Consider the following 25,920-nt stretch of genomic DNA (forward strand, 5'->3'; position numbering starts at 1 on the left):
AAATAAAAGACCTTGCTGGCCGCCTGGCCCGCAGCTGTTTCGCACATTGAGGAGCGTACATGGAGTGGTTCACTGATCTGTTCACGATGCAGTTCCTGACGGCACTGCTGTCTATTGTCGTCATCGACCTGGTTCTTGCCGGCGACAACGCCATCGTGATCGCCCTGGCGGCACGTAATCTGCCGCCCCACCTGCAGAAGAAAGCCATTGTCTGGGGCACCGTCGGTGCCGTGGTCGTCCGTTCGGCGATGACCATCGGCGTGGTCTGGCTGCTCAAGATCCCCGGCCTGCTCCTGGTCGGTGGCCTGGCGCTGGTCTGGATTGCCTACAAGCTGCTGGCCGCCGAGGAAGATGGCGACGAGCATGGCGCGGGCGCTGCCACGCTGGTTGGTGCGATGAAAACCATCATCATCGCCGACGCCGTGATGGGCGTGGACAACGTGCTGGCCGTGGCCGGCGCTGCCCATGGCAGCTTCCTGCTGGTAGTGCTGGGCCTGTTGATCAGCATTCCGATCGTGGTCTGGGGTTCGAGCCTGGTGCTCAAGCTGATGTCGCGCTATCCGTCGATCATCTACATCGGCGCCGGCGTGCTGGCCTTCACGGCCGTGAAGATGATCTTGGGCGAACCGATCACGAAGGCGTTCTTCGAGTCGCAGCCCGTGATCAAGTGGGGCCTGTACGTGGTTCTGGTGGGTGGCGTGCTTGGCGCCGGCTACCTGACGCAGAAGCGTCGCGGCTCGCGCGAGACCACCGAAAAGCCGGTGGAAAGCCACTGAACTGGCTGACCTGAGTTGAAGCTGGCCGCCTCCGGGCGGCCAGCTTCGTTAACGGTGCCGATAGGCTAAAATCCCCACCTTGCGGTTAAAACGCCGACATCACATTCCCTTCCCACGCGCCGATGAAACAGTACCTCGACTTCATGCGCCATGTGTTCGAGCATGGCACCGAAAAGTCCGACCGCACCGGCACCGGCACGCGCTCGGTGTTCGGCTACCAGATGCGCTTCGATCTAAGCGTTGGCTTTCCGGTGGTCACGACCAAGAAGCTGCACCTGAAGTCGATCATTCACGAGCTGCTGTGGTTCCTGCAGGGCTCCACCAACATCCAGTACCTCAAGGACAACGGCGTCACGATCTGGGACGAGTGGGCCGATGCCAACGGCAACCTCGGCCCGATCTACGGTTACCAGTGGCGCGCATGGCCCACGCCAGACGGCCGTCATATCGATCAGATCACCGAGGTCGTGCAGCAGATCAAGAACAACCCCGATTCGCGCCGCCTGATTGTGTCGGCGTGGAACGTGGGCGAGATTCCGCAGATGAAGCTGCCGCCCTGCCACGCGTTCTTCCAGTTCTACGTGGCAGACGGCAAGCTGAGCTGCCAGCTGTACCAGCGCAGCGCCGATATCTTCCTCGGCGTGCCGTTCAACATCGCCAGCTACGCGCTGCTGACGCACATGATTGCCCAGCAATGCGACCTCGCTGTGGGCGACTTCGTCTGGACCGGCGGTGATTGCCATATCTACAGCAACCACTTCGAGCAGGTGCAGACGCAACTCTCGCGCGAGCCGTTGAAGCTGCCGACGCTGAACATCAAGCGCAAGCCCGACAGCATCTTCGACTACCGCTACGACGACTTCGAACTGGTCGGCTACGAATCGCACCCCGCGATCAAGGCGCCGGTGGCCGTATGACGTTGCTGACCCTGATCGTCGCGCGCGCGCGCAACGGCGTGATCGGCCGCGACAACACGCTGCCCTGGCGCCTGCCCGAAGACCTGCAGCACTTCAAGCGCACCACGTTGGGCGCACCCATCATCATGGGCCGCAAGACTTGGGATTCGATCGGCCGCCCGCTGCCGGGCCGCCGCAATATCGTGGTCAGCCGCAACCGGGACCTGAAGCTCGAAGGTGCCGAGGTGGTGAGTTCGCTCGAAGATGCCCAGCGGCTTTGCGTGGGCGTGGAGCAGGTATTCCTGATCGGCGGCGCACAGCTTTACGCTGAGGCGCTACCGTCAGCGGACCGCCTGATCGTCACCGAGATCGATGCCGACGTGGAAGGGGATGCGCACTTCCCGGCAGTGGATCGTTCGACATGGCTGGAGACAGCCCGCGAAACGCACCATTCGGAGGCGAATGGTTTTGAGTATGCGTTCGTGGTGTATGAGAGGCCGGCCTCGGGGGAGGAGTAATATCCCGACGGTGATTAGCGTCGCCCTCCATACCTACGGTGTTGCCTCTACTCAGCAACAGCGTCTTTGTCGGGCGCTAGTTGCAGAAATCCCAGCATCTTGTCTGGCCAATTTTCAACGACGTATAAGCGACCAAGATCCTTGTCGAACCCAACTACAAAAGGGTCGTTGCTCAACCTGATCCAGCTAGCGCCTTGATCCGTCGAATACAGCCATACACGATACGAGGAAATCTCTGCATCCGACCAAGGAAATATCCAGCGGGAAACTCTGTGAGTATCCTCAAGCTGGATGACCCAAACGTTCTCCGTGAAATGCGCTTTATCCACACGAAGATAGGAACTCATCGGCTTCCAGAAAAGCGTCGGCAAATCGACCGTCTTTTCCCATCTGTCTGATATCGGATTGAAAGTGCCGATCCATTGATCGCCGCCCATCCTGACGACACCCCGCAGCACCCCTTTAGCATCCTTCTCTACAAATTTTACATAGACACCGGGGTAGTGATACTGCGTGCTAACGGTCCAACCATTTGTCGTTTCGCGAAACGATATCCGCTGGGTGACGAGTCCGCTTGGGATGCGGTTATCTTTATCGAAATATTTTCCAGACACCCATAAATCGACACTTTTGCCCTCGTTCACGACCAGCATCCTAGTCGTATCCCCGCTCGAAAAACCAAGATCCGCCTCGGGTGCAATCTGTTTAAGAATGGCCGCTTCTGCCGCCTCGACCTCTTCGACTACCCGCCAAGTCCGCCCCTGATCCATCGAATGGCTCATGGCAGGATGCTTAAAAAAATTAGTATCTCGATAGGCCCACGCGTTGGTCAAATCGGAAAAGGCAACTTCCACACTTGAGGCGGACGAAACTGATTCTTCTCCCCATGCGGCCGAATGATAGGACCAATGATCTCCCTTGTCATCGGACCGAAAGACGGCGTAGCTGAGTCGCTCACCTCCTCCTTCATTTAATCGAATATCGATATTCGTACGGGCATAGATTGCGCCATCGGGCGTTGCGGTCATGCAAACATTCTCAGGACTAGTGGCAACCAATTTCACATATCCAAGTGCATCTACTCTCCAAACCAGGAACCTTCGATCATCATCCTTCCTACTCGAGAAGCGTGCATTGAACTTTCGACGTGCTTCACGCGATTTTTCATGGACATCCACAAGCGTTTCGAGTTGTGTCGCGTCAGGTTGTGTAACATCAGGATTATCGTGATTTGCCACGCCCTTCAAAACAAAGTACTTGGTTTCGCCTATTTTAGTGAGTGAACTGCAGCCAATCGCCGGATACCCCAACGCTTTGTCGTCCCATGCTCCCTTCCACACTTCGACAGGTTTCATATCCTGCGCGAACAGGTTGAACCGGACTCTTACCAATTCGAAAGGATAGGTCAATAAAACGAGAGCAAAAATGGCGAGAACAATGACATCGAAAGAAATCCTATCGGTTACTTTTTTCATATCCCCATCTCTGCAACTACATGGATATCGATAGATCGGGGAAATTCCCATTTGCTTCGTCGACTGGCACTAGCGGCAAAAATCCCAGCATCTTGTCTGGCCAATTTTCGACGACGTATAAGCGGCCAAGATCCCTGTCGAAGCCGATCAAGGAAGAGCCAATGTTCAACTTGGTCCAGCTAGCGCCTTGATCCGTCGAGTACAGCCATCGATATTTCGAGGAGATTTCTGCTTCCGACCAGGGAAATATCCAGCGGGAAACTCTGTGAGTATCCTCAAGCTGGATGACCCAAACGTTTTCCGTGAAATACGCTTTATTCACCCGAAGATAGGAACTCATCGGCTTCCAGAAAAGCGTCGGCAAATCGGCCGTCTTTTCCCACCTGTCTGATATCGGATTGAAAGTGCCGATCCATTGATCGCTGCCCATACTGACGATACCCCGCAGTACCCCTTTTTCGTCCTTCTCTATAAATTTGACATAGACACCCGGGTAATGATGCTGCGTGCTAACGGCCCAACCATTTGTCGTTTCGCGAAGCGATATCCGCTGCGTGACGAGCCCGTGTGGAATTCGGTTATCTTTCTCGTAATATTCGCCAGACACCCATAAATCGACAGATTTGTCCTCGTTCACGAATAGCGTTCTTAGCATCTCCCTGTTAAAGAAAGCAAGATTTGCTTCCGGTGCGATCTGCTTAAGCACGGCCGCTTCCGCCGCATTGATCTCTTCGACTACCCGCCAAGTCCGACCCTGATCCATTGAATGGCTCATGGCAGGCCCGCTGCTGTCAAACTCATTGTGATAGGCCCACACATTGGTGGAATCTGAGAAGACGACATCTACACCCCAGACGACCCCGATTGACGGACCACCCCAATCCGCCGAGTGATAGGACCACGTATTCCCCCTATCATCAGACCGAAAGACCGCGTCGCTAAGTCGCTCATGCCCTCCTTCACCGGATTGGACAGCAATCCCAGTGCGCGCATAGATTGCGCCATCAGGTGTTGTGGTCATGCAAACCTCCGCTGGGCTAGTGGCGACCAGACTAACCTTTCCGGGTGTATCTATTCTCCAAACCAAATATTTGCGCGCTCTGCCATCATAATCGTAAAAAGGTGTGTCGAAAACCCGACTACCCTGGTTTAAATCTTCATGAATATCAACAAGTGACTGGAGCTGTATCACGTGAGGATCTACATGATCCGTCAAATCCGCCAAAACAATAAACATCGCATTGCCTATCCTCGAGACCGAACTGCATCCGGCGTATGGATATCCTAACGAGCTTTCTTCCCATGCTCCCTTCCACACTTCGACAGGTTTCATATCCTGCGCGAACAGGTTGAATCGGACTCTTACCAATTCGAAAGGATAGGTCAATAAAATTAGAGCAAAAATGGCGGGAACAATGACATCGAAAGAAATCCTATCGGTTACTTTTTTCATACCCCCATCTCTGCAACTACATGGATTTCGACAGATCGGGTAAATTCCCTTTTGCTTCGTCGACTGGCGCTAGTTGCAGAAATCCCAGCATCTTGTCTGGCCAATTTTCAACGACGTATAAGCGACCAAGATCCTTGTCGAACCCAACTACAAAAGGGTCGTTGCTCAGCCTGATCCAGCTAGCACCTTGATCCGTCGAATACAGCCATACACGATACGAGGAAATCTCTGCATCCGACCAAGGAAATATCCAGCGGGAAACTCTGTGAGTATCCTCAGGCTGGATGACCCAAACGTTTTCCGTGAAATACGCTTTATCCACCCGAAGAAAGGAACTCATCGGCTTCCAGAAAAGCGTCGGCAAATCAACCGTCTTTTCCCATCTGTCTGATATCGGATTGAAAGTGCCAATCCATTGATCGCCGCCCATCCTGACCACACCCCGCAGCACCCCTTTTGCGTCCTTCTCTATAAATTTGACATAGACACCGGGGTAATGATGCTGCGCGCTAACGGCCCACCCATTTGTCGTTTCGCGAAGCGATATCCGCTGCGTGACAAGTCCATGGGGGAAGCGGTCGTCCTGATCGTGATACTTTCCGGACATCCACAAATCGATGCTCTTGTCCTCGTTCACGAATAGCGTTCTGACCATCTCCCTGTCGAAGAAAGCGAGATTTGCCTCCGGTGCGATCTGCTTAAGCACGGCCGCTTCCGCCGCATTGATCTCTTCGACTACCCGCCAAGTCCGCCCCTGATCCATCGAATGGCTCATGGCAGGCCCGCTGCTGTCAAACTTATTGTTATAGGCCCACACATTGGTCGAATCCGAGAAGACGACATCTACGCCCCAGGCAAGCCCGATTGACCGACCACCCCAATCTGCCGAGTGATAGGACCAAGTATTCCCTCCGTCATCAGACCGAAAGACCGCGTCGCGAAGTCGCTCACGTCCTCCTTCGCCTGATTGGACAGCGATCCCAGTGCGCGCATAGATTGCGCCATCAGGCGCTGTGGTCATGCAAACTTTTTCAGGGCTAGTGGCGACCAGCTTTACATTTCCAAGTGCGTCTACCCTCCAAACCAGGAACCTTCGGTCATCATCCTTGCTACTGGAGAAGCGTGCATTGAACTTCCGACGTGCTTCATGCCAGTCCTCATCAACATCCACGAGCGACTCAAGTTGTGCTGTATGAGAACCAGCATAGCCTGCTAAACCCTTCAGAACAACAAACCTTGCCCCCCCTATTCTGCTGAGCGAGCTGCACCCGGTCTCCGGATATCCCAGATTTTTGTCGTCCCATGCTCCCTTCCACACTTCGACAGGTTTCATATCCTGCGCGAACAGGTTGAACCGGACTCTTACCAATTCGAAAGGATAGGTCAATAAAACGAGAGCAAAAATGGCGGGAACAATGACATCGAAAGAAATCCTATCGGTTATTTTTTTCATATCAACGAATTTTTTATTTTTTACTTTCATATTCTTAGCTCCTCCATCACCCCTGGAAGCGCCTCAATCGAGGCATCAATGTTCCCGTGCATTCCCTCCGTGTTTTCGTTACGAAATGGACAAGAATTCAGCCAAGTCTCTAGCTTGCTTTTTGTTACTACCAAAATAATCACTGTGAGCAACGCAACCGCAACGGCAGCCGCGCCGTTCAGACGTACGAGAAAGCGGTATAATTTCGGAGGTGGCTTGAATAGCATGCCTACGGAAGCCCCCACAGAAACGCCCGCCGCTACCGAACGAGACATATAAGCAATCGCCAACGCCCTATCTTTTTCGCTCGCTGCTTTCCGTCCGTCAATCAGATCGAAGTAAATTCCGATCACCGCTCCTAACCCGAGATAGGCTGCTGCCGACATCCTGAAACTTCTTAGTTTCCTCACATGTGAATTTTCCAGCACGCTGACATTTCTCCGTTGGGAAGGCGTCGCTGCTTGGGCAGCCAGCTGCTTCAGCCCGGTTCCGAACGTTTCCTCAACCACCGTAGCTTTGAAGCTGTATGCACTACCGATCAGCATTAGAAGTTGGGCTCCTGCCTCGGTCCAACTTCGTCCATTGCGCTCGGTAGACGCTTTTCCAACGCTGGTCATTACGCCCAACAATTCGATGACTGTGAGAACAAATCCGATGCGTGACAAAGAGAGGGCGGCTGCCGTGCGTTTGCCTACGATCTCCTTGACGCGTTGCTGCAATTGTTCTTCCGACGGTGGAATATCCGCGAATGCGGCTCCAACACCCTTGGTCACTTTCTGTGCACGATCATTAAGTTCTTTTCGATGGGGTTCCAGAGCCTTCATCGCATCGCCGGCGAGGCCGCATCCCAGCGTCATTAGTTGTGTTTGCGCCACGTGCGCCATCCAGGTTGATGGCGGTCCTGCTGTGATGGTCAAAGCCGCCCGACCCGCAAGCAGGCTCAGTAGGGAGCCCATTGCGCCATGTGCCAACGGATCGCGCGCGCTCATGAGCGCTTGCATGGCATCGCCTTGTGCCAGATACGCCTTGATGCTCTTCAGGAAATTTTCAGCCTGACCAAGCGCGGCCTGTTTTTTGGCGTGGTCTGCAGCAGAAGGTGCGACCGTGACCGGACTCAACACACGGTCCACCAACGCCAATTGCCGAGATAGCAACGCCCTGAGAGCGGGATCGTTATAGCTGATCGCTGTCAGCAGTAGATTTCGGTCAGAATCATCCAGCAATGCTCCTGCCATCATCCAGCGTTTCCCTGCATCACTGCTTTCCAGACCCTGCATGGCATTTCCAACCTGGACCATGTAGCGCACGCCAAGCACGTCAGTGGGAACGCCTCGGGATGCGTACCGGCGATCATAAAGAGACAGTGCCGATTTCCTCAGCAGATCACTGTCCAGCCACGCCACGTGATCTTCGCCTGAATCCTTCAAGCGCTGCTGGTAAGGCTTGTATCCGTCTTTGCTGTGCTTTTCGTCAAATCTTGTTCGCTCGTCGCTAAAGTAAAGACTGTCGAACACCTTGCCTGCGTCTCCTCCTGGCTTGTCCAGAATAGAAGCCATGTGCCCTTCTGCCGCTCGACGAAGCTCACGCTCCCGTTCTGCTAACGGCATGGAGACCTGCCCTCCGCCAGGAAGCGGGACCATGACTTGTCCTTGCCGCACCCTGGCATCTCTTCGCGCGTTTTCCAGAGCGTGATTGAGACCAATTCTTTCCTCCTCGAGCTGCCTCCTAGCTTTTACCCTTTGCGCAACGTAGCCTTCCCGGAACTGCTTGATCATCCCGCTGGTCATCAACTTCCATTCATTGCTGATTTTTAGTTTTTCGCCAGAAGGCATGTCTACTTTTTGTTCCATCTGCAGCCAATCCAGATACGGTTGCCCCGCAGGCGCATAGGCATGCGCAAGCTCCTGCGTGATGCCAATACCGTCATGACACGCGACGATGGCGGCTCCTTTGGTGCAACGCAGCGTGGCTTCGATATTCGCAAGACGCTTTCCATGCACCTCGGCGTAGGACTGTCCGGGTTCGGGGATGATCTGCTTCAGAAAGAAGGGCGCACCCTTCGAATTGCCCAATCTTTTTCGCTCAACACGGATGTATGGCCCCCACTCCTGTTCGGTCTGATTCATCCCCATCAGACCAAACCACTGATCGTTGAGGATCTCTTGCAGCGCAGGGTTCTCCAACGCTGACCATTCGAGCACCTGGTTGCGCAATTGATCAGGGGGGCAGGTGTCTTTCTGCGATTGCTTGCCATTCATCCAACCGGCCAGGTCGAGGTGCTGCAACGATGCTGTATTGCTCTTGAGTTCTTCCAGCTTCTTGAATGGCACAGGGTCTGGATGGAACAAGTACCAGAGGTTCTTCACGCCTTTGGCATCGGGGACCATCACCAGCGAGGCATTGGCGCCGCGAATCTCCGGGTCGCACGGCTTTTTCTGGTCATCCTGCGGTTCGGCGTCAAGAATGAACTGCTGCAAGTAGCCATGGGGGTGCGCACGGTAGCCGCTCCATGTCTTGCCGCCGGCGCGCTCCACCAACACATACAGATATCCGCGACGCAGCATCCGCACCACGTACTGGGATCCCTTCAGCGAAATGCCGCCCGGCTTGGCCTGGAGCTGACCAGTGGGCGCGAACTGGTCCAGCAGCGTTCGATGGTTTGCGGTGTATGCCGTGGCATAGCGCGTAAAGAGAATCGGCAAACCTTTTCGGTCGCAGTTCTTACAGGCAGTCTGACAAACAGCCATGACAATTTACACTCCGGAAAATCTATACTCAGTTGGCGCGACGCTCCCAAACGCGTCGCCAAAGCCGATGCCAGGCTCGGCATTCATATGAGAAAGCGCCGCGATTACCGCAGCCTGCATGTCATGGCGCCGCCAGACCTCCTCCGACGAGCGAAAAATGCTGATCGCGTAATCAACGGCATCGGCATCTTTCAACTGGTGGCCGTCGGCTTCCATGAGCCAGCGCACCACGTCTGCTTCGTCTGGAACGCGATAAGCAGTTGGGCCGATTTGTGCCAGATGAAGCCAGAATCGGGAGATAGCTGGACTCAGATGTGCCAGCGCCCATTGCTGCGCGCTCAGGAAGCGGCGGGATAGCGAGACTCGATTCGCCGCAAGCTCAGTTGGCCGGACCGCTCGCACCCAATAATTCTCTGCCACGGCTGCGACCCGTTCGCCTGTGGCCCCATCGCATGGCATCGGACCATGAGGCTGCGGATAAGACCACCACTGCCGGATCGGACCGAGCCAGGCCGCTTGTTGCGCGGCTGTTAGCGCCGGCCAGAGACGTTGCATGACTCGGGGATCCTGATAGCGGAATAGCCGTGGCTCATCCGCGGGGTCAGATTGATATCCAAGTCGCAGCAGATGATCCGCCACGGCGTGGATCTCCTCTTCGCTCCAAAGCAACCCACAGATGTAGTGAGGCCGCAGTCGGTGTTTTGCCTCCGTATAGGCAGCCGCCACGATTTCCCGCAGGATGGTCACGCCGGGCGGACTCGCCAGGGCGACGAGTTGGGGGGCGAGCGCAGAATTCCTAGCAAAGTACGGATCTGGCACCGGATACATGCGATGAATACTTGCTGATTCCGTCAGCGCATCCGCAAGCGGGTTGTCTTGCGCCTGGTCGAGCAACAGATAAATGAACAATCCCCTGGCACTGCCGTCGACGATGGCTGTCACGTCATCGATTAACGGCAGCAATCTCTGCTGGTCTGTTGCGTCAAGACTTTTCCACTGATGCATGCTCGCCCCTCAGCGTGATAGTGAACCCGCGCCGATGCTCATCGCGTCGGAGACCTCTGAGGCGCAAGAGGTAAAGCCAGGCATGGGATAAAACTCGGTTTTTGCGCCGGGCAGCGTGGGCACTGCCGAAAAAGCCTTCCAGTTCCCGGGGGTGCCTTGTTCGATGCCGTTACGGTGAATGCGGATATAACTGCCGCCGCCATTCAGTAGAATTTCTTTTTTGGCAGCAACCTCGATCAGATCAGTGAAGCTGACTAGTTTGAGTACCTTCTGGGCGATGATCTCGATATCGTCGGATTGAGCCTGTATCTCGACCTTGCCTTTAGCTGCAAAGAACCGCATCCCGAGCTTCTGAACGAAGAGCACGGCGCGCTCGGCGAAGCTGCCGAAGATTCCGCCGCCGGTCGCAAACGACACGTGGGCACCAGTACTGATAGCGGTATGCTGCCCGCTATGCAAATGTGTGGATTCCGCTGTCGTTGCCGCAATTGCCGCCGGACCGGCCGCAACAAGGTGCGGCTCACTGAGTTCCCCGAGTTCGCCATTCCCTCGGATACCATCGATTTGCGCCTTTAGCAGCTTCGCCACGCCTGATTGCTCGCTGTCCTGCGCTCGCTGGCAGTCGGCACTTTCTCCCAATATGGCTTGGACATCCCGACCGTTCGCGAGCCGTTGGACCACCTCACCCATATCCTTGTGGTGGCCCTGCGCTTCGTGGCGTAGCTCAGTGGAGACAAGCATGCCTTTTGCGGAACGGATGGCGCCGTGTCCATCGGTGCGCAACTCGAACCCTTCGCCACGCTTTTCCTTGCGGCCCTCGGCATCGTGTACCCGGGTGATATAGCCCAGGCTCAGCAGCGAAGTCTGGTGATCACTCCCGATCTGGGTCTGGATCTGGCCCTGGGTGTCATCCTGCAAGAAGGTGTTGTGGCGCTCTCCAAACAGCTCCTTGCTGCGGATACCCGACAGCGCGTGTTGGCTCGGCAACAACCATTGCGGCATGTTGACGCGATTGGGTATTCGGCCTGTGACGATGGGGCAATCCGGATCGCCATTCAAAAAATCGACGATGACTTCCTGACCGATGCGCGGGATGTGGCTTGCCCCAAACTGATCACCCTGCCAAGTCTGCGAGACACGCACCCAACATGAGCTATTTTCGTCGCTGCGTCCTATCCGGTCCCAGTGAAGCTGAATTCGGATTCGCCCGAACTCGTCAAGCCATGCTTCCTGGTCTCGCGGCCCAACGACGGTGGCAGTTTGCGGCCCGGAGGTTCTAGGCTTTTTCAGAAGCCGCGCCGGGCGGAAAATCACAGTCGCTGGCTGAACCTCGAATCCCACTTCGCATTGCCAATGCTGGTCCTGCCCGGCTTCCTCGGCCACTTCTTCGAGTTGTAACCGAGTGGCATAGATCAGGTATTCGACGTTGGCCTGCTTCCGGGGATGGTGCGTTAGCGCGAAAATGCATCCCGCCGCCAAGCCTCGCAGATTGCCCTTTCCGCTGGCACGACTGCCGACCTGGCGCAATTCTTCCATGCGGATACGAGAGAGCATATCGCCCTCCTTCCATGGATCATTGCCCGTCACAGGTTGGGCGTGATCCCCTGGCCATTCATGAATCTGGCCGTCAGCATGTGCAGTTTCACGCGGATCACGCGTGCCGACGCCGAGTTCCGCACGTGGCTTGTTGAAATCGAAGTCGTTGGACGTCCATGCGCCGGACACCAGCCTGTCGGTGACCGCGAACTCTTGGATATGCTCCTCATCAATGCGGGCTGCGGAACCATGCCACCGCACAGAGTGGTATGCCGGGCTCCGGGATCTGCGGAACGCGCCGTTGCCGTCAGTCAGCACCAGCCGGTGCTTTTCCTCTGAATGCTCGAAGAAGAACGCGATTCCCCACTCCTCAGTCAGGCGCTGAAAGAACGCGTAGTCCGTCTCGCCGTATTGCACCTGATACTCCCGCTTTGGGTAGCGTCTCACGTCGAGCCGCATCTCGACCGGAAAGTGATAGTCGGCAAGCAGTTCATGCAGAATCTCGACCACGGTCTTTTGCTGGAATATCTTCAAGTCCGAAGTCTTCGTGGCAAGGTACAACCACGGTCGCAGCGTGAGCGTGTAGGCAAGCGATCTGCCATCGTTGACCGGTCCTTCCACCTTCGTGACAAGGCCACTGATCTCTCGCTTGCCTGCACCGGCCCTGCCCACTAACCCGCTGCCCTTGCCGTCCAGCTCGAGGGCAATGGTCAACTCGCGTCCCTGCAGCGCCGGCATGTCGAGATTGGCCGCCGGGCCAAACGCGGTGTTCAGACTGTCCGGGGTCTTGAGCGTGACACGGTATTCGAACAATTCGCAGAGGTTCTCCTGGCCCTCGACACGCACGACGGTCAGCGCGGAACGTCCCAGCAGTTCTGGCAGTCCCTCCCCCGTGAGCGTGACCGTACGGTCAGCGGTCCCGTGCCGATTGAACGAGGCACCCATCATCTCTCCTTCCCTATGCATTCACTGCGAATATCAAAAGACGCTGCGCGCAAATATCAGGCGCAATCTTCGATTTCGCAACGACCTGAAGCAAAGGAATGCCAGATTGAGATGAATGAAATCATTCGTCGCTTAATTTTCACAAAATATGCGACTCGTCTATAAGAATTTCCTAAAAGTGATCTGAATATTAATTACTTCTAATTTCCATATAATTGAAATTGAAGCGCAGTCGATTTAAGGTTTCTACGACGTGATCGGAGATCTCAGAATGTTAAGACGCTGGATTCATTGCTCTCGGTACGCAACAAAGTGGTCAGCCGCAACCGGGACCTGAAGCTCGAAGGTGCCGAGGTGGTGGGTTCGCTCGAGGATGCCCAGCGGCTTTGCGTGGGCGTGGAGCAGGTATTCCTGATCGGCGGCGCGCAGCTTTACGCCGAGGCGCTACCGTCAGCGGACCGCCTGATCGTCACCGAGATCGATGCCGACGTGGAAGGGGATGCGCACTTCCCGGCAGTGGATCGTTCGACATGGCTGGAGACAGCCCGCGAAACGCACCATTCGGAGTCGAATGGGTTTGAATATGCGTTCGTGGTGTATGAGAGGCCGGCTTCGGGGGAGGAGTAAGTCTCCCCGCTTGGGCTATGCGCCCCTCTCCCGCCTTGCGGGAGAGGGGCGCAACCATCAGGGGGCGAAAGCGCTACGCCTCAATTGCCCCCGGCAATCGTCATCTGTTCGATCAGAATCGACCCAGTTTCCTTGGTCCCGCGCACCAGCGCATCGGAACCGATACCGACGATCTGCTTGAACATCTCGACCATGTTTCCGGCAATCGTGATTTCTTCCACCGGATACTGGATCACGCCGTTCTCGACCCAGTAGCCCGACGCGCCACGCGAATAATCGCCGGTGACATAGTTCACGCCCTGCCCCATCAGCTCGGTCACCAGCAGGCCAGTGCCCATCTTGCGCAGCATGCCCGCGAAGTCATCGGCAGGCTGGGTCAGCGAGCTGGTCAGCGTCAGGTTGTGCGAGCCGCCAGCGTTGCCAGTGGTCTTCATGCCCAGCTTGCGCGCCGAATAGGTCGACAGGAAATAGCCTTCCACCACGCCGTCGCGCACCACATCGCGCTCATGTACACGCACGCCCTCCTCGTCGAACGGTGCACTGCCCATCGCGCCCGGCAGATGCGGATTCTCGTGGATCTGGATATGCGAGCCAAAGACTTGCTTGCCAAGCGAATCGTGCAGGAACGTGGACTTGCGATACAGCGCGCCGCCCGATACCGCCTGGACGAAAGCGCCCAGCAGGCCAGCGGCCAGCGGCGCCTCGAACAGCACCGGACACTTGCGCGTGGACAGCTTGCGCGCGTTCAGGCGGGCCAGCGCGCGCTCGGCGGCATAGCGGCCAATGGCTTCTGGCTCGGCAAGCGCCTCGGGGGCACGCTTCGACGAGTACCAGTCGTCACGCTGCATGCCACCGCCAGAGCCGGCGATCGGCGCGGCCGACACAAAATGGCGCGAATAAGGGTAGCCGCCCACGAAACCACGTGACGTGGCCAGCACGAATTGGGAATGCTGGGCCGATACGCTCGCGCCATCGCTATTCTTGATCTTCGGGGATACGGCAAACGAAGCGGCCTCGGCACGTCGCGCGATGTCGATGGCGCCAGCGGCATCGATGCTCCACGGATGGAAGAGGTCGAGATCCTTGGGATCGCGTTCGAGCAGATCCTCTTCGGCCAGGCCCGCGCAGTCATCCTCGGCCGTGAACCGGGCGATGTTGTAGGCAGCCTCGGCCGTGGCGCGCAGCGCAGCCGGCGAGAAATCGGAGGTGCTGGCATTGCCGCGACGCTGGCCGATCATGACGGTCACGCCCACGACCTTGTCGCGGTTCTGCTCGATGGTTTCCACCTGCCCCTTGCGTACCGTGACCGACAGGCCGCTGCCTTCGGAAATCTCGGTGGCGGCGTCGCTCGCACCCAGTTCGCGTGCCACGCGCAGCACATCGGCCGCCATGGCCTTGAGCTCGTCCTGGGTATAGGTGAAATACGCGGTCTGTTCGGCGGTCTGGCTCATATGGGCGGGCGTGATCAAAAGTGCAAACGGGAATCATAGCAAGATAAAATGCCGCCCATGACGCGAAATACCCGTAACAACTCCAACGGCCGTTTCCCGGGCGCCTTTGCCCCGGAGGAAGACGACGACCAGCCCATCAGCAAATCCCAGCGCAAGCGGGATTCGACGGCGCTCCAGAAGCTGGGCGCCGAGCTGGAGGCGCTGCCCAAGGACCGCCTGCTGCGCGTGCCACTGCCCGAAGCCGTGGCCGACGCGATCTTCGCCGCCCGCAAGATCACGAATCACGAAGGCAAGCGCCGCCAGATGCAGTTCGTCGGCAAGGTCATGCGCAACCTCGATGAAGAGGAAGTGGCCGCGATCCAGTCCGCGCTGGAAGGCTTCAAGGGCACCAGCAAGGCCGAAACCGCCAAGCTGCACCTGATCGAGCGCTGGCGCGACCTGCTGCTGGCCGATGACGCCAACCTGACCAAGTTCCTGGGCGAGCACCCCAGCGTGGACGTTCAGGCGGTACGCAACATCATCCGCAACGCCCGCAAGGAAAAGGAATCCGGCAAGCCGCCCAAGTACTACCGCGAGCTGTTCCAGGCCATCAAGACGGCGCTGGACATCAAGGCAGGTGCAGCCGAGGAAGGCGAGCCCACCGAACCCGGGGAATCCGACGAATGAACGCAACCGCCACGTCGCCAGTCGCGCGCAGCCATCCCGACGAAATCGTGATCGGTCTGGTATCGATCTCCGATCGCGCCTCGGCCGGCACCTATCAGGACGAAGGCATTCCGGCCCTGCGCGACTGGCTTGGCAAGGCGCTGACGTCGCCGTGGCAGGTCGTGGAGCGACTGATTCCCGATGAGCAGGCGCTCATTTCGAAGACGCTGATCGAACTGGTGGATGTGGTGGGCTGCGATCTGGTGCTGACCACTGGCGGCACCGGGCCGTCGCGACGCGATGTGACGCCCGAGGCGACTCTGGCTGTAGGCACGAAGGAAATGCCGGGATTTGGGGAGCAGATGCGCCAAGTCAGCCTGAAGTTCGTGCCGACGGCAATCCTGTCACGCCAGGTGGCGGTCATCCGCGAAACGCCGAGCCGCGCTGCGTTGATCGTCAACCTGCCCGGGCAGCCGAAAGCCATCCGCGAAACACTGGAAGGACTGCGCGACGCCGACGGCAAACCCGTGGTGCAAGGGGTGTTCGCGGCGATTCCGTACTGCATCGACCTGATTGGCGGCCCGTATATGGAAACCGATGAGGGCGTGGTAAAGGCGTTTCGGCCGAAGAGTGCGGTGCGGGTTAAGCCCGCAGCGGTTTAGGGCTCCCCTCTCCCGCAAAGCAAGAGTGAGGGAGCAAACCGGCGGGGAGCGAGCCGTTACTTCAGCCCCAGATACAACCCGATCGGCACGAACACCACCGCCGCAATATTCCCGAGCAACACGATCGACGCCACCTGGTCCGGCTCCTGTCGGAAGTGGTCGGCAACCAGGAAGTTCAGCACCGCGGGCGGCAGCGCGGCAAAGACGAACAGCAGCCCGCGCTGCAAATCGGTCATTGGCACCCACCACACCAACAGCAGCGCCACGGCAATGCCGGCCAGCGGACACACCGCCGCACCGAGCAGGCCCATGCCCCAGTTGCGCAGGCTCACGTCCTTCATGCGCACACCCAGCGCAAACAGCATCAGCGGCACCGTGGAGTCGCCCAGCAGCTTGATCGATTCGTAAACGGGATCAGGTAACGAAAAATACGGTCGCGCCAGCGACAGTGCCACGCCAGCCACGGTGGCCAGCACCATTGGATTACGCGCGATCTGCGTGAGCGAGGCGTGACGGTTGACGATTTTCAGCCCGATCGTGAAATGCATCAGGTTGGACGCCGCGAACAGTGCCACGGCAGGCGCCAGACCCACCGGTCCGAACGCAAAGACGGAGAGCGGCAACCCCATGTTGCCGCTGTTGTTGAACATCATCGGCGGCACGAAAGTGCGGGGATCGGCCTTCAGCACCTTGGCTACCACGTAGGCCAGGATGCCCGATCCGATCACCACGGCCACCGCGCAGGCCAGCAGCACCAACTGGTCCGCCAGCACGAAATCCCTGCTGATGAACGCCGACACGACGAGCAGCGGTGCGATCACATCGAGCATGGCCCGGTTGATACCGGTCATGTCCGGATGGGCACGACGCCCGTAGATCCAGCCAATCAGGATGATCAGGATGACTGGCGTGATGATCGAGACGATGCGCGTGAACATGGGGGCGGGGAAAAAAGCTATCGGGACGGCGTAGCCGCCCCGTCAGGGCCAGCCCGCCAACTTCTCATGCGGGCGCGGGACTCAGGCGGCAGGCGCATCCGGAGCCGGTGCTTCGGGAGCCGGCAGCGACGCGGCCGCCTCGGCCGGCGTCTTGATGAAATGCTGGCGGTAGTAGCGCAGTTCTTCCACCGACTCCAGGATATCCGCCAGCGCCGTGTGCAACTGGCGCTTGTGGAAACCCTTGTGGATGGCCGGCTCCCAGCGCTTGCACAGTTCCTTGAGCGTCGAGACGTCGAGATTGCGATAGTGGAAGAACGCCTCGAGCTTCGGCATGTAACGCGCCATGAAGCGACGATCCTGACAGATGGAATTGCCACACATCGGCGACTTGCTGGCCGGCACCCAGCGCTTCAGAAACGCGATCAGTTCCGCCTCGGCCTGCGCCTCGGTCAGCGTGGACGCCTTGACCTTGTCGATCAGGCCCGAACGGCCGTGCGTGCCCTTGTTCCAGTTGTCCATGCCATCGAGCACAGCATCGGACTGGTGGATCACCAGCACCGGACCTTCGGCCAGGATATTCAGTTCGGAGTCAGTGACCACTACCGCCACTTCGATAATCCTGTCGGTGTCCGGCTGCAGGCCGGTCATCTCCATGTCCAGCCAGACGAGGTTGTTTTCACTTTTCACGGAGGATGCGGCGGGGCTTGTCATCTTGCGGTACGGCTCGATATGGGATTCGGAAGGGATTTTCCCCGGGCGCGGCTGGCTCGGGGGCGAACAACTTATAATTCTCGCATATCTGCCCCGAATGGCGTCCGCGCAGCTTTTGCGCACTGCGTCATCCCAACAAGGCTTGCCGATGTTCACGTTGATCTTTCTTGCCGCCCTGGTCGTCATGGTGCTGACCAAGCTCTGGCTGGCCTCCCGCCAGATTCGCCATGTCGCCCGCCACCGCGGCGCCGTGCCCGAACGGTTTGCCGACACCATTACCCTCTCCGCCCACCAGAAGGCCGCCGACTACACCATCGCTCGTACCAAGCTGTCGATGCTGGAGGTACTGACCGGTGCCGCCGTGCTGATCGGCTTTACGATGCTGGGCGGCCTGCACGCACTGAACCAGTTCTGGCTGCAGGTCTTTGACGGCGGCGGCTATTTCTATGGCGTGGCACTGGTAGCCAGCGTGGCGCTGATCGGCGGCCTGTTCGACCTGCCCTTCTCGCTCTACGGCCAGTTCGTGATCGAGCAGCGCTTTGGCTTCAACAAGATGACCGTGGGACTGTGGCTGGCCGACCTCGCCAAGATGGCCGCGGTCGCCACCGTGCTGGGCCTGCCGCTGCTGCTGGCCGTGCTCTGGCTGATGGATCGCGCCGGCACCTACTGGTGGCTCTATGCGTGGCTGCTCTGGGTAGGTTTCAGCCTGTTGCTGCAGGTGATCGTGCCGACCTTCATCGCACCGCTGTTCAACCGCTTCGAGCCGTTGACCGACGACGGCCTGCGCGTACGCATCGAGGCGCTGCTGCGCAAGTGCGGCTTTGCCAGCAAGGGCCTGTTCGTGATGGATGGCAGCAAGCGTAGCGCGCACGGCAATGCCTATTTCACCGGCTTTGGCGCCGCCAAGCGCATCGTCTTCTTCGACACGCTACTGGCCCGTCTAGACGGCGAGGAAGTGGAAGCGGTGCTGGCGCATGAACTCGGCCATTTCAAGCGTCGCCATGTGGCCAAGATGATCGCGGTCACGTTTGCGCTGTCGCTGGTGTTCCTGGCGGTGCTGGGCTGGCTTGCCACGCGCGAATGGTTCTACATGGATCTGGGCGTGCTGCCGAACCTGGGCACCAGCAACGATGCGTTGGCCCTCGTGCTGTTCTTCCTGGCGCTGCCGGTCTTCACCTTCATCCTCGGACCGCTGGCCAGCCAGTCGTCGCGCAAGCATGAGTTTGAGGCCGACGAGTTTGCCGCGCATCAGACCAATGCCGGCCATCTGGTGTCGGCACTCGTGAAGCTGTACAAGGACAATGCGTCGACGCTGACGCCCGACCCCATCTATAGCGCTTTCTATTACTCGCATCCGCCTGCCGCGCAACGGATCGATCGCCTGCTCTCGTACAACGCATGAACCGCAGCTCCCGCCACCAGAACGCCGGGAAGGGTGCCGGCAAGGGCGCCGAGTCCGAATCCGCATTGATCGTTGCCGCGCATGGCCGCCATTACGTGGTGGAGCGCGCAGACCACTCGCATCTGCACGCCTTCCCGCGCGGCAAGAAGAGCGACGCCGCCGTGGGCGACCACGTTCGCATCGAACTCGCTGCCGCCGACCAAGGTGTGATCACGGCCATCGAGCCGCGCAAGAATCTGCTGCACCGCTCCGACCAGTTCAAGTCGAAGCTGCTCGCCGCGAATATCGATCAGGTCATCATCGTGCTCGCAACAGAGCCGAGCTTTTCGGAGGATCTGCTGGGCCGCGCTCTGGTCTCGGCCGAGGCGCTGGCCATCCGCCCGCTGGTGATCCTGAACAAGACCGACCTGACCGCGCGCCTTGACGATGCGCGGCGCCGGCTCAAGCTCTATCAGGACCTTGGCTACGACACGCTGGAGTTGTCCGTGAACAGCCGCCCCGAGGAAGCACTGGCCGCGCTGCAGCCGCGCACCGCGGGTGTGTCGAGCATCATGATCGGGCAGTCGGGCATGGGTAAATCGTCGATGCTGAACCTGCTGATTCCCGGCGTGGAAGCCCAGACGCGCGAAATCTCGGCCAAGCTCGATTCCGGCAAGCACACGACCACGTTCACGCGGCTGTATCACCTGCCCGAGACGTGGGCGGTGGTGGATGGCAAGCCAGGCTACCTGATCGATTCACCCGGCTTCCAGGAATTTGGTCTGCACCATCTGAGCGAAGGCATGCTCGAACGCGCATTCCCGGAGTTCCGGGAGCGCCTGACGGATTGCAGGTTCTACAACTGCCATCACATCAACGAGCCAGGCTGCGGCGTGCTGGGCGCCATCGAAGGCGGTGACATCTCACCGCGCAGGCATGAGCTCTATACCCAGTTGCTGCACGAGTCGAGGCAGCAGAAGCCTTGGTGATTTGAGATATTTCCTTGAGGGGTGCTCCCCTTTCCGGCCATGCGGGAGAGGGGAGAAAACCAGAGGGCGTGGTGAGTTACCCCACCCACAACGCCAGCGAAATCATCGCCAGCAGCAGCATCCACAAGATCACCGCACGCCAGACCAGTCCGATGGCCGATTGCAGCGTGCGGATGCCGGGGTCCATGCCGAATTCGGGCGGTACCGGTTCCGCATCGCCCATGCCGGGCGCGTAGTCCACGCCAGCCAGGCTTGTGCGCAGCATCACACTCGAATCCTCTTCTGCCAGCGGCTGGCCCAGCCGGACGCCGAGCGCGCCGCCGCCGCTTGCCAGCAGGATGCCGTTGACGGCATCGTTCCACTTGCGTGCGTGGTTGCGCCACGCATAGACCGCGTCCTCGAAGTTGCCGACGATGGCAAACCCGATGGCGGTCAGTCGGGATGGCACCCAGTCCAGCACATAGAACGCCCGCGCAGCAAAGCGGCCCAATGCAGGACTGCGCTCGTTCGACGGCACGTTCCACTGACGATTCAGGAATTCGGCCGTGCGATACAGCACCACACCACCGGGGCCAATCGGCACCAGGAACCAGAAGAACACACCGAACACGTGACGATGCACGGCCACGATGGCCGCTTCCAGCGTATGGCGCACGATCTCGCTGACTGGCATGTCCACGGTGTCGATCTCCGTCCACTCATGCAACAGCGTGCGGGCCGTATGCAGGTCGTCGCGGTTGAGCGCTTCGTGAATATCGGTGAAGTAGTGGCTGAACTGGCGGAAGCCCAGCGTGAGATACAGCAGCAGGACATTCCACGCGAGCGTCAACGCCACGCTGATCGAAGCCAGCAGGTAGTGAACGATCACGGCGGCCAGCACGAGCGGCAGCACGACGGTCAGCCACGCCAGCGCGGCATCGCGCGGGCGGCCTGTATCGAAGGCGTGTTCGGCACGTTCACCTAATACGCGAACGATGTCGACAATGGGATTGTTCCGTCCCAGGGCACGGAACTGTTCGGCAATCAGTGCCAGCAGAATGGAAACGAATGTCATCGCGGGACGATTATTCAGCGCGCGGCGAAGTGCCGCGGCGGTCGCATGGCGGATAGTGCAGACGATAGCATAGCGGCAAGGCAACTTTGCAAAAGACCTGTAAGTGCTGGTAAGCAAAACGCCCGCCCCGGTGAGGGGGCGGGCGCTCTGACGCCAGCTACGGCCATGTTACTCAAGGCAGGTCGAACACCAGCACTTCGGCGCCCTCGCCCTTTTCGATGCTCACGGCACTTTCACCTTCCATCTGGGCGGCGTCGCCAGCTTCCAGCGGCTGACCATTTACCGTGACACGTCCCCGCGCCACATGGACATACGCCTTGCGACCCGGCTGCAGCGCCAGCGTGGCAGCCTCATCGTCATCAAACAGGCCGGCAAACAATCGTACGTCTTGATGGATCACCACCGAACCTTCGGCGCCATCCGGGCTGCCCACCAGGCGCAGGCGGCCACGCTTGTCTGCCGCGTCGAAGCGCTTTTCCTCGTAGCCCGGCTCGATGCCCTGCTGGTCAGGCACGATCCAGATCTGGAGGAAGTGCGTGGTGTCGTGCTGGGCGTGGTTGTATTCCGAATGGCGCACACCGGTGCCGGCGCTCATCCGCTGTACGTCACCCGGCCGAATCACGCTGCCGTTGTCCATGCTGTCCTTATGGGCCAGTTCGCCCTCCAGCACATAGCTGATGATCTCCATGTCGCGGTGGCCGTGCGTGCCAAAGCCCATGCCTGGCGCCACGCGGTCCTCATTGATCACACGCAGCGGGCCGAACTGGATGTGGCGCGGGTCGTAGTAGTCGGCAAACGAGAACGTGTGATACGACTTCAGCCAGCCATGATCCGCATAACCGCGCTCTTCAGACTTACGGATTTCAATCATTTTGATGGCCCTCCTTAGGCCTGGTCTTCGACCCCCGTTAGCGGCTTGTTTGCTGGGGCTTGGGGGTCAGCAACGTTTCGATGCTAGGCAGTTTAGGGGAGCGGGAGTATATTTGCGGACACCGCCTTAGAAGCAGTTGTTCAGAAAATCTGAATATGCCCCTGTCACTAGAATCACTCGAAGTCCTTGACGCCATCGAGCGCAAGGGAAGCTTTGCCGCCGCTGCCCACGAGATGGGCAAGGTGCCGTCCGCCCTGACCTATGTAGTCCGCAAGCTCGAAGAAGATCTCGACGTGCTGCTGTTCGACCGGCGGCGCCATCGCGCGGAACTGACGCCAGCCGGACGCGCGTTGCTCGACGAGGGGCGCCACCTGCTGCATGCGGCTGACGACCTGGCCCGCCGCGTCAAACGGCTTGCAACGGGCTGGGAGGCCAGCCTCAACATCGCCGTCGACGATCTCGTCAATTTCCGCGCGCTGCTGCCCGTCATTCAGGACTTCTTTGCCGAAAACACGGTCACGCGACTACGTTTTTCCAAGGAGGTGCTCGGCGGCACATGGGACGCACTGGTCAGCAACCGCGCGGACATGATCATTGGCGGCGCCTACGAGATTCCGAGTACGCAGGGGTTCCAGGTCCGGCCTCTCGGCACGATCCCGTTTGTCTTTGCCGTAGCGGCGCATCATCCGCTGGCCACCGAAGAAGGGCCGCTGACGACGATTCAGATCGCACGGCACCGGATCGTGGCCGTGGGCGATACCTCGCGCAACCTGCCGGCGCGTACCCATGGGGTGCTGGCCGGCCAGGACGTGCTCGTGGTGCCCACCATGCGAGACAAGCTCGAAGCACAGATCCGTGGCCTGGGCTGCGGCTGGCTGCCCGCGCCAATGGCACAGCCGCACATCGAAAGCGGCGTGCTACAGGTGCGCGAGACTGTGGAAGTTCGGGCGCCCGGCAACTTCAAGGTGGCATGGCGCACCAATACGCGCGGCAAGGCCGTGCAGTGGTGGAGCAACAAGCTGGAAGATCCACGACTGGCGCAGGCGCTGATGCAGCAAGCGCCGCAGGGGCAGCCGGAGTCACTGGATGTCTTGCTGCCGCCGTCATCGGAAGCCCCGCAGTAACCGGGTCGGCTGGCAGTCCGCATGACGCAACGCTATCGGGGGCGCTTTGCCCCCTCCCCCACGGGTCCGCTGCATCTGGGTTCGCTTGTCACGGCGCTGGCCAGTTGGCTCGACGCCCGTGCCCATGACGGCGACTGGCTCGTACGAATCGAGGACATCGACTATCCACGCTGCGTGAAGGGCGCCGATGACGATATCCTGCGCACGCTCGCCGCGCTAGGGCTGCATCCCGACGAGCCACCCGTCTGGCAGAGCCGCCGCGAAACCCGCTACGCCGAAGCACTGCATTCGCTGGAAATCGCCGGCCAGCTCTACCCGTGCGGCTGCTCGCGCCGGGAAATTGCCGATTCATTAATACACGTGCGCGAGCGACACCAGACGCTCGGCTACCCGGGCACCTGCCGCAATGGCCTCCATGGCAAGCTGCCCCGCGCATGGCGCGTGCGCGTACCCGACGGCGATGCCGCGACCGTCTGCTTCGACGATCGCTGGCAGGGCCGTCAATGCCAGAACCTCGAAACGGAACTCGGGGATTTCGTATTGCGCCGGGCCGATGGACTCTGGGCCTATCAACTGGCCGTAGTGGTCGATGACGCCGCGCAGGAAATCACGCATATCGTGCGTGGCGCGGACCTGCTCGATTCCACGCCGCGCCAGATCCATCTTCAGCACCTGCTCGGCCTGCCTACGCCGTCGTACCTGCATGTGCCGGTTGTCGTGAACGCGGTGGGCGAGAAACTCAGCAAGCAGAGCGGCGCCGAAGCGCTGGACACGGCTGCACCGCTCGATGCGCTGCGCCAGGCTGGCGCGCATCTCGGCATCGTGAACGGCGAAGGGAATGTGCCCGCGTGGCTGGAGACCGCCACGGAACAGTGGAAAGAAAAACTGGCGGCATCGAACTAGTCGATCCGCCAGCTTTTATCGCTTGCCGCCTGAAGCGTCAGGACTTGCGCGGTACGCCGCCGAGCAACGCTGCAACGGGACGCTTGGGCGCCTGACGGCCACGCGTCAGCGCAGCAGCAAGTTCGTCTTCCGTCTTCGGTGCTGGCGTGTAGTTGCCCGACGGCTCGTACGGACGCGAGAAGAACGGATCGTCGGACGGACGGAACGCCTGACGCCCGTTTGGCTCGGTACGGCGGCGGCGCGTGGTCGATTCTTCCTCGGTGGCGCCATTCTCGCGCGGACGGCGCGTTTCGGTGCGCTGGCGGCGACGGTCGGATTCTTCCTGACGGGCGCGCTCGCCAGTCGGGTCGAAGCCGTCGAGCGTGCCACGCGGCACGGCGCGCTTGATCAGCTTCTCGATATCGGCCAGCAGGCGATCATCGCTGCCCGGCACATAGATCGAAAGCGCATCGCCGCTGGCGCCGGCGCGGCCCGTACGGCCGATGCGGTGCACATAATCTTCGGCGCTGAACGGCAGATCGAAGTTGATCACGCACGGCATGGCGGGGATGTCGAGGCCACGCGCGGCCACGTCGGTAGCCACCAGCGCATCGATCGTGCCCGTCTTGAAACCCTCGAGCGTCTGCATGCGCTCGGTCTGTGTCTTGTCGCCGTGGATCGCCGCGGCGTTGATGCCCTCGCGCTCCAGATGGCGTGCCAGTCGCGAGCAGCCAATCTTGCTGTTCACAAACACGATGCATTGCTTGGACTGCTGGGCGTCGGCGCGCTGCTTGAGCAGGTGCACCACTGCAGCTTGCTTGTGACCGTCCTGCACCGGGTACACGATCTGGCGCACGTTCTCGTTCGTCGAGTTGCTGCGTGCTACTTCGATCGTGACCGGCTGCTTGAGGTAGCTCGAAGCCAGCTTCTTGATTTCGGGCGAGAACGTGGCCGAGAACAGCAGCGTCTGGCGTTGGGCCGGCAGCAAATTGATGATGCGCTGCAGATCCGGCAGGAAGCCCATGTCGAGCATGCGGTCCGCTTCGTCCAGCACCAGCATCTGCACTTGCGACAGGTTCACCGACTTCTGCTGCACGTGATCGAGCAATCGGCCCGGCGTGGCGACGAGGATTTCCACGCCACGGCGCAGCGCCTCGGTCTGCGGGTTCATGTCCACACCGCCGAACACCACCGTGCTGCGCAGGTCCGTGTGCTGCGCGTAACGCGCCACGTTGTCGTAGACCTGATCGGCGAGTTCGCGCGTCGGCGTCAGCATCAGCGCGCGCACCGGATGACGGGCGGGCGATGCACTGGCATTCGACAGCGGCAGCAGCCGCTGGATGATCGGCAGCGCGAAACCTGCCGTCTTGCCCGTGCCGGTCTGCGCGGCACCCATGACATCCTTGCCCAGCAGCACCACCGGAATGGCCTGCGCCTGGATCGGCGTGGGCTTGGTGTAGCCCTGGTCGGTCAAGGCGCGCAGGATACGCGGGTCCAGCCCGAAGCTCTCGAACGTCTGCTCAGTGGCTGGGGTCTGGTCTGGGGTGGTGGTCATCGTCATCTATGGTGTGTCAGTCTCGGCGCGGAGCCGGGGCAACGGACACGCGTCTATACGGTTCGCGGGCAACAGATCGCGGTCGCCAAACCCGGCGAAAAGATGCGAAAAGATGAATTGCCCGGAAAATCAAAGACTTGGATTCTACCACCAGACTAAGAGGGGTGGGCAGCGGGCGCGATTGGGAGTATTGGGG

General features: G+C 59.5%; 21 protein-coding genes and 1 pseudogene. 10 read left to right on the plus strand and 12 right to left on the minus strand.

The genetic code is table 11. The features are described 5' to 3' along the window. Window positions 1-59: 59 nt before the first annotated feature. The 3 genes from FFS21_RS01740 to FFS21_RS01750 all read left to right on the plus strand — a co-directional run bounded on the left by FFS21_RS01740 (window position 60) and on the right by FFS21_RS01750 (window position 2,190). Window positions 60-776: a TerC family protein gene (locus FFS21_RS01740; protein ID WP_137923207.1), complete on the plus strand. Its 717-nt coding sequence runs from the start codon at window positions 60-62 to the stop codon at window positions 774-776. A gap of 122 nt (window positions 777-898) precedes the next feature. Continuing rightward, window positions 899-1,693: a thymidylate synthase gene (locus FFS21_RS01745; RefSeq protein ID WP_137923208.1), complete on the plus strand. Its 795-nt coding sequence runs from the start codon at window positions 899-901 to the stop codon at window positions 1,691-1,693. Then, window positions 1,690-2,190, plus strand: coding sequence for a dihydrofolate reductase (locus FFS21_RS01750; protein ID WP_137923209.1), 501 nt, complete (start codon window positions 1,690-1,692; stop codon window positions 2,188-2,190). The genes FFS21_RS01745 and FFS21_RS01750 overlap by 4 nt, the downstream gene beginning before the upstream one ends. Before the next feature lie 47 nt (window positions 2,191-2,237). Here FFS21_RS01750 and FFS21_RS01755 read toward each other — a convergent pair whose 3' ends face one another. The 6 genes from FFS21_RS01755 to FFS21_RS01780 are packed head-to-tail and all read right to left on the minus strand — an operon-like array spanning window position 2,238 to window position 12,834. Then, on the minus strand, window positions 2,238-3,665 hold the full coding sequence (locus FFS21_RS01755; protein WP_137923210.1) for a hypothetical protein: 1,428 nt from the start codon (window positions 3,663-3,665) through the stop codon (window positions 2,238-2,240). Window positions 3,666-3,681: 16 nt separating this feature from the next. Then, window positions 3,682-5,118, minus strand: coding sequence for a WD40/YVTN/BNR-like repeat-containing protein (locus FFS21_RS01760; RefSeq protein ID WP_137923211.1), 1,437 nt, complete (start codon window positions 5,116-5,118; stop codon window positions 3,682-3,684). A 16-nt stretch (window positions 5,119-5,134) separates the two neighbouring features. Beyond that, on the minus strand, window positions 5,135-6,601 hold the full coding sequence (locus FFS21_RS01765) for a WD40/YVTN/BNR-like repeat-containing protein (RefSeq protein WP_137923212.1): 1,467 nt from the start codon (window positions 6,599-6,601) through the stop codon (window positions 5,135-5,137). After that, on the minus strand, window positions 6,598-9,348 hold the full coding sequence (locus tag FFS21_RS01770; RefSeq protein WP_137923213.1) for a T6SS effector BTH_I2691 family protein: 2,751 nt from the start codon (window positions 9,346-9,348) through the stop codon (window positions 6,598-6,600). Before FFS21_RS01770 ends, FFS21_RS01765 begins: the two co-directional genes overlap by 4 nt. Before the next feature lie 6 nt (window positions 9,349-9,354). Continuing rightward, on the minus strand, window positions 9,355-10,353 hold the full coding sequence (locus FFS21_RS01775; RefSeq protein ID WP_137923214.1) for a DUF4123 domain-containing protein: 999 nt from the start codon (window positions 10,351-10,353) through the stop codon (window positions 9,355-9,357). A 9-nt stretch (window positions 10,354-10,362) separates the two neighbouring features. Beyond that, a complete protein-coding gene (locus tag FFS21_RS01780) occupies window positions 10,363-12,834 on the minus strand; it encodes a type VI secretion system Vgr family protein (protein WP_171020307.1) in 2,472 nt (823 codons plus the stop codon). A 297-nt stretch (window positions 12,835-13,131) separates the two neighbouring features. On the opposite strand from FFS21_RS01780, the pseudogene FFS21_RS01785 reads away from it, so the two are divergent. Next, window positions 13,132-13,461: pseudogene (locus tag FFS21_RS01785) on the plus strand (dihydrofolate reductase); the annotation flags it as partial. Window positions 13,462-13,541: 80 nt separating this feature from the next. Here FFS21_RS01785 and pmbA read toward each other — a convergent pair. Next, on the minus strand, window positions 13,542-14,912 hold the full coding sequence (pmbA, locus tag FFS21_RS01790; RefSeq protein WP_137923217.1) for a metalloprotease PmbA: 1,371 nt from the start codon (window positions 14,910-14,912) through the stop codon (window positions 13,542-13,544). Window positions 14,913-14,969: 57 nt separating this feature from the next. Between pmbA and yjgA the strand changes: the two genes are divergently transcribed. Both yjgA and mog read left to right on the plus strand, forming a co-directional pair. Further along, complete coding sequence (gene yjgA / locus FFS21_RS01795; RefSeq protein WP_502705146.1) at window positions 14,970-15,578, plus strand: ribosome biogenesis factor YjgA; 609 nt, start codon at window positions 14,970-14,972, stop codon at window positions 15,576-15,578. Further along, on the plus strand, window positions 15,575-16,219 hold the full coding sequence (gene mog, locus FFS21_RS01800; RefSeq protein WP_137923219.1) for a molybdopterin adenylyltransferase: 645 nt from the start codon (window positions 15,575-15,577) through the stop codon (window positions 16,217-16,219). Before yjgA ends, mog begins: the two co-directional genes overlap by 4 nt. A 56-nt stretch (window positions 16,220-16,275) precedes the next feature. Here the strand turns inward: mog and FFS21_RS01805 are convergent, their stop codons facing one another. Together FFS21_RS01805 and orn are read right to left on the minus strand one after the other, a co-directional pair. Beyond that, window positions 16,276-17,157, minus strand: coding sequence for an AEC family transporter (locus tag FFS21_RS01805; RefSeq protein WP_137923220.1), 882 nt, complete (start codon window positions 17,155-17,157; stop codon window positions 16,276-16,278). Between the two features lie 81 nt (window positions 17,158-17,238). Continuing rightward, a complete protein-coding gene (gene orn, locus FFS21_RS01810) occupies window positions 17,239-17,868 on the minus strand; it encodes an oligoribonuclease (RefSeq protein ID WP_137923221.1) in 630 nt (209 codons plus the stop codon). 148 nt (window positions 17,869-18,016) lie between these two features. On the opposite strand from orn, the gene FFS21_RS01815 reads away from it, so the two are divergent. Both FFS21_RS01815 and rsgA read left to right on the plus strand, forming a co-directional pair. After that, entirely contained in the window at window positions 18,017-19,270 is a 1,254-nt protein-coding gene (locus FFS21_RS01815) for a M48 family metallopeptidase (RefSeq protein WP_137923222.1), read from the plus strand. After that, entirely contained in the window at window positions 19,267-20,238 is a 972-nt protein-coding gene (rsgA, locus tag FFS21_RS01820) for a ribosome small subunit-dependent GTPase A (protein ID WP_137923223.1), read from the plus strand. The genes FFS21_RS01815 and rsgA overlap by 4 nt, the downstream gene beginning before the upstream one ends. A gap of 76 nt (window positions 20,239-20,314) precedes the next feature. Here the strand turns inward: rsgA and FFS21_RS01825 are convergent, their stop codons facing one another. Both FFS21_RS01825 and FFS21_RS01830 read right to left on the minus strand, forming a co-directional pair. Further along, window positions 20,315-21,292 (minus strand): CobD/CbiB family protein, encoded by a 978-nt coding sequence (locus FFS21_RS01825; protein WP_137923224.1) that lies wholly within the window; start codon window positions 21,290-21,292, stop codon window positions 20,315-20,317. 172 nt (window positions 21,293-21,464) lie between these two features. Then, a complete protein-coding gene (locus FFS21_RS01830; RefSeq protein WP_137923225.1) occupies window positions 21,465-22,163 on the minus strand; it encodes a pirin family protein in 699 nt (232 codons plus the stop codon). A 155-nt stretch (window positions 22,164-22,318) separates the two neighbouring features. Between FFS21_RS01830 and FFS21_RS01835 the strand changes: the two genes are divergently transcribed. Together FFS21_RS01835 and gluQRS are read left to right on the plus strand one after the other, a co-directional pair. Continuing rightward, on the plus strand, window positions 22,319-23,287 hold the full coding sequence (locus tag FFS21_RS01835; protein ID WP_137923226.1) for a LysR family transcriptional regulator: 969 nt from the start codon (window positions 22,319-22,321) through the stop codon (window positions 23,285-23,287). A gap of 21 nt (window positions 23,288-23,308) precedes the next feature. Then, entirely contained in the window at window positions 23,309-24,190 is an 882-nt protein-coding gene (gene gluQRS, locus FFS21_RS01840; RefSeq protein WP_137923227.1) for a tRNA glutamyl-Q(34) synthetase GluQRS, read from the plus strand. Window positions 24,191-24,227: 37 nt separating this feature from the next. Here gluQRS and FFS21_RS01845 read toward each other — a convergent pair whose 3' ends face one another. Then, window positions 24,228-25,730 (minus strand): DEAD/DEAH box helicase, encoded by a 1,503-nt coding sequence (locus tag FFS21_RS01845; protein ID WP_137923228.1) that lies wholly within the window; start codon window positions 25,728-25,730, stop codon window positions 24,228-24,230. Window positions 25,731-25,920: the final 190 nt, after the last annotated feature.

Source organism: Cupriavidus sp. 2SB (assembly GCF_005503625.1).
Lineage (GTDB): Bacteria > Pseudomonadota > Gammaproteobacteria > Burkholderiales > Burkholderiaceae > Cupriavidus.

Excerpts from the sequence above, each read along its gene's own strand:
- FFS21_RS01740 (WP_137923207.1), top strand. The coding sequence starts at position 60 with ATGGAGTGGTTCACTGATCTGTTCACGATGCAGTTCCTGACGGCACTG.
- FFS21_RS01745 (WP_137923208.1), top strand. The coding sequence starts at position 899 with ATGAAACAGTACCTCGACTTCATGCGCCATGTGTTCGAGCATGGCACC.
- FFS21_RS01750 (WP_137923209.1), top strand. The coding sequence starts at position 1,690 with ATGACGTTGCTGACCCTGATCGTCGCGCGCGCGCGCAACGGCGTGATC.
- FFS21_RS01755 (WP_137923210.1), bottom strand. The coding sequence starts at position 3,665 with ATGAAAAAAGTAACCGATAGGATTTCTTTCGATGTCATTGTTCTCGCC.
- FFS21_RS01760 (WP_137923211.1), bottom strand. The coding sequence starts at position 5,118 with ATGAAAAAAGTAACCGATAGGATTTCTTTCGATGTCATTGTTCCCGCC.
- FFS21_RS01765 (WP_137923212.1), bottom strand. The coding sequence starts at position 6,601 with ATGAAAGTAAAAAATAAAAAATTCGTTGATATGAAAAAAATAACCGAT.
- FFS21_RS01770 (WP_137923213.1), bottom strand. The coding sequence starts at position 9,348 with ATGGCTGTTTGTCAGACTGCCTGTAAGAACTGCGACCGAAAAGGTTTG.
- FFS21_RS01775 (WP_137923214.1), bottom strand. The coding sequence starts at position 10,353 with ATGCATCAGTGGAAAAGTCTTGACGCAACAGACCAGCAGAGATTGCTG.
- FFS21_RS01780 (WP_171020307.1), bottom strand. The coding sequence starts at position 12,834 with ATGGGTGCCTCGTTCAATCGGCACGGGACCGCTGACCGTACGGTCACG.
- pmbA (WP_137923217.1), bottom strand. The coding sequence starts at position 14,912 with ATGAGCCAGACCGCCGAACAGACCGCGTATTTCACCTATACCCAGGAC.
- yjgA (WP_502705146.1), top strand. The coding sequence starts at position 14,970 with ATGACGCGAAATACCCGTAACAACTCCAACGGCCGTTTCCCGGGCGCC.
- mog (WP_137923219.1), top strand. The coding sequence starts at position 15,575 with ATGAACGCAACCGCCACGTCGCCAGTCGCGCGCAGCCATCCCGACGAA.
- FFS21_RS01805 (WP_137923220.1), bottom strand. The coding sequence starts at position 17,157 with ATGTTCACGCGCATCGTCTCGATCATCACGCCAGTCATCCTGATCATC.
- orn (WP_137923221.1), bottom strand. The coding sequence starts at position 17,868 with ATGACAAGCCCCGCCGCATCCTCCGTGAAAAGTGAAAACAACCTCGTC.
- FFS21_RS01815 (WP_137923222.1), top strand. The coding sequence starts at position 18,017 with ATGTTCACGTTGATCTTTCTTGCCGCCCTGGTCGTCATGGTGCTGACC.
- rsgA (WP_137923223.1), top strand. The coding sequence starts at position 19,267 with ATGAACCGCAGCTCCCGCCACCAGAACGCCGGGAAGGGTGCCGGCAAG.
- FFS21_RS01825 (WP_137923224.1), bottom strand. The coding sequence starts at position 21,292 with ATGACATTCGTTTCCATTCTGCTGGCACTGATTGCCGAACAGTTCCGT.
- FFS21_RS01830 (WP_137923225.1), bottom strand. The coding sequence starts at position 22,163 with ATGATTGAAATCCGTAAGTCTGAAGAGCGCGGTTATGCGGATCATGGC.
- FFS21_RS01835 (WP_137923226.1), top strand. The coding sequence starts at position 22,319 with ATGCCCCTGTCACTAGAATCACTCGAAGTCCTTGACGCCATCGAGCGC.
- gluQRS (WP_137923227.1), top strand. The coding sequence starts at position 23,309 with ATGACGCAACGCTATCGGGGGCGCTTTGCCCCCTCCCCCACGGGTCCG.
- FFS21_RS01845 (WP_137923228.1), bottom strand. The coding sequence starts at position 25,730 with ATGACGATGACCACCACCCCAGACCAGACCCCAGCCACTGAGCAGACG.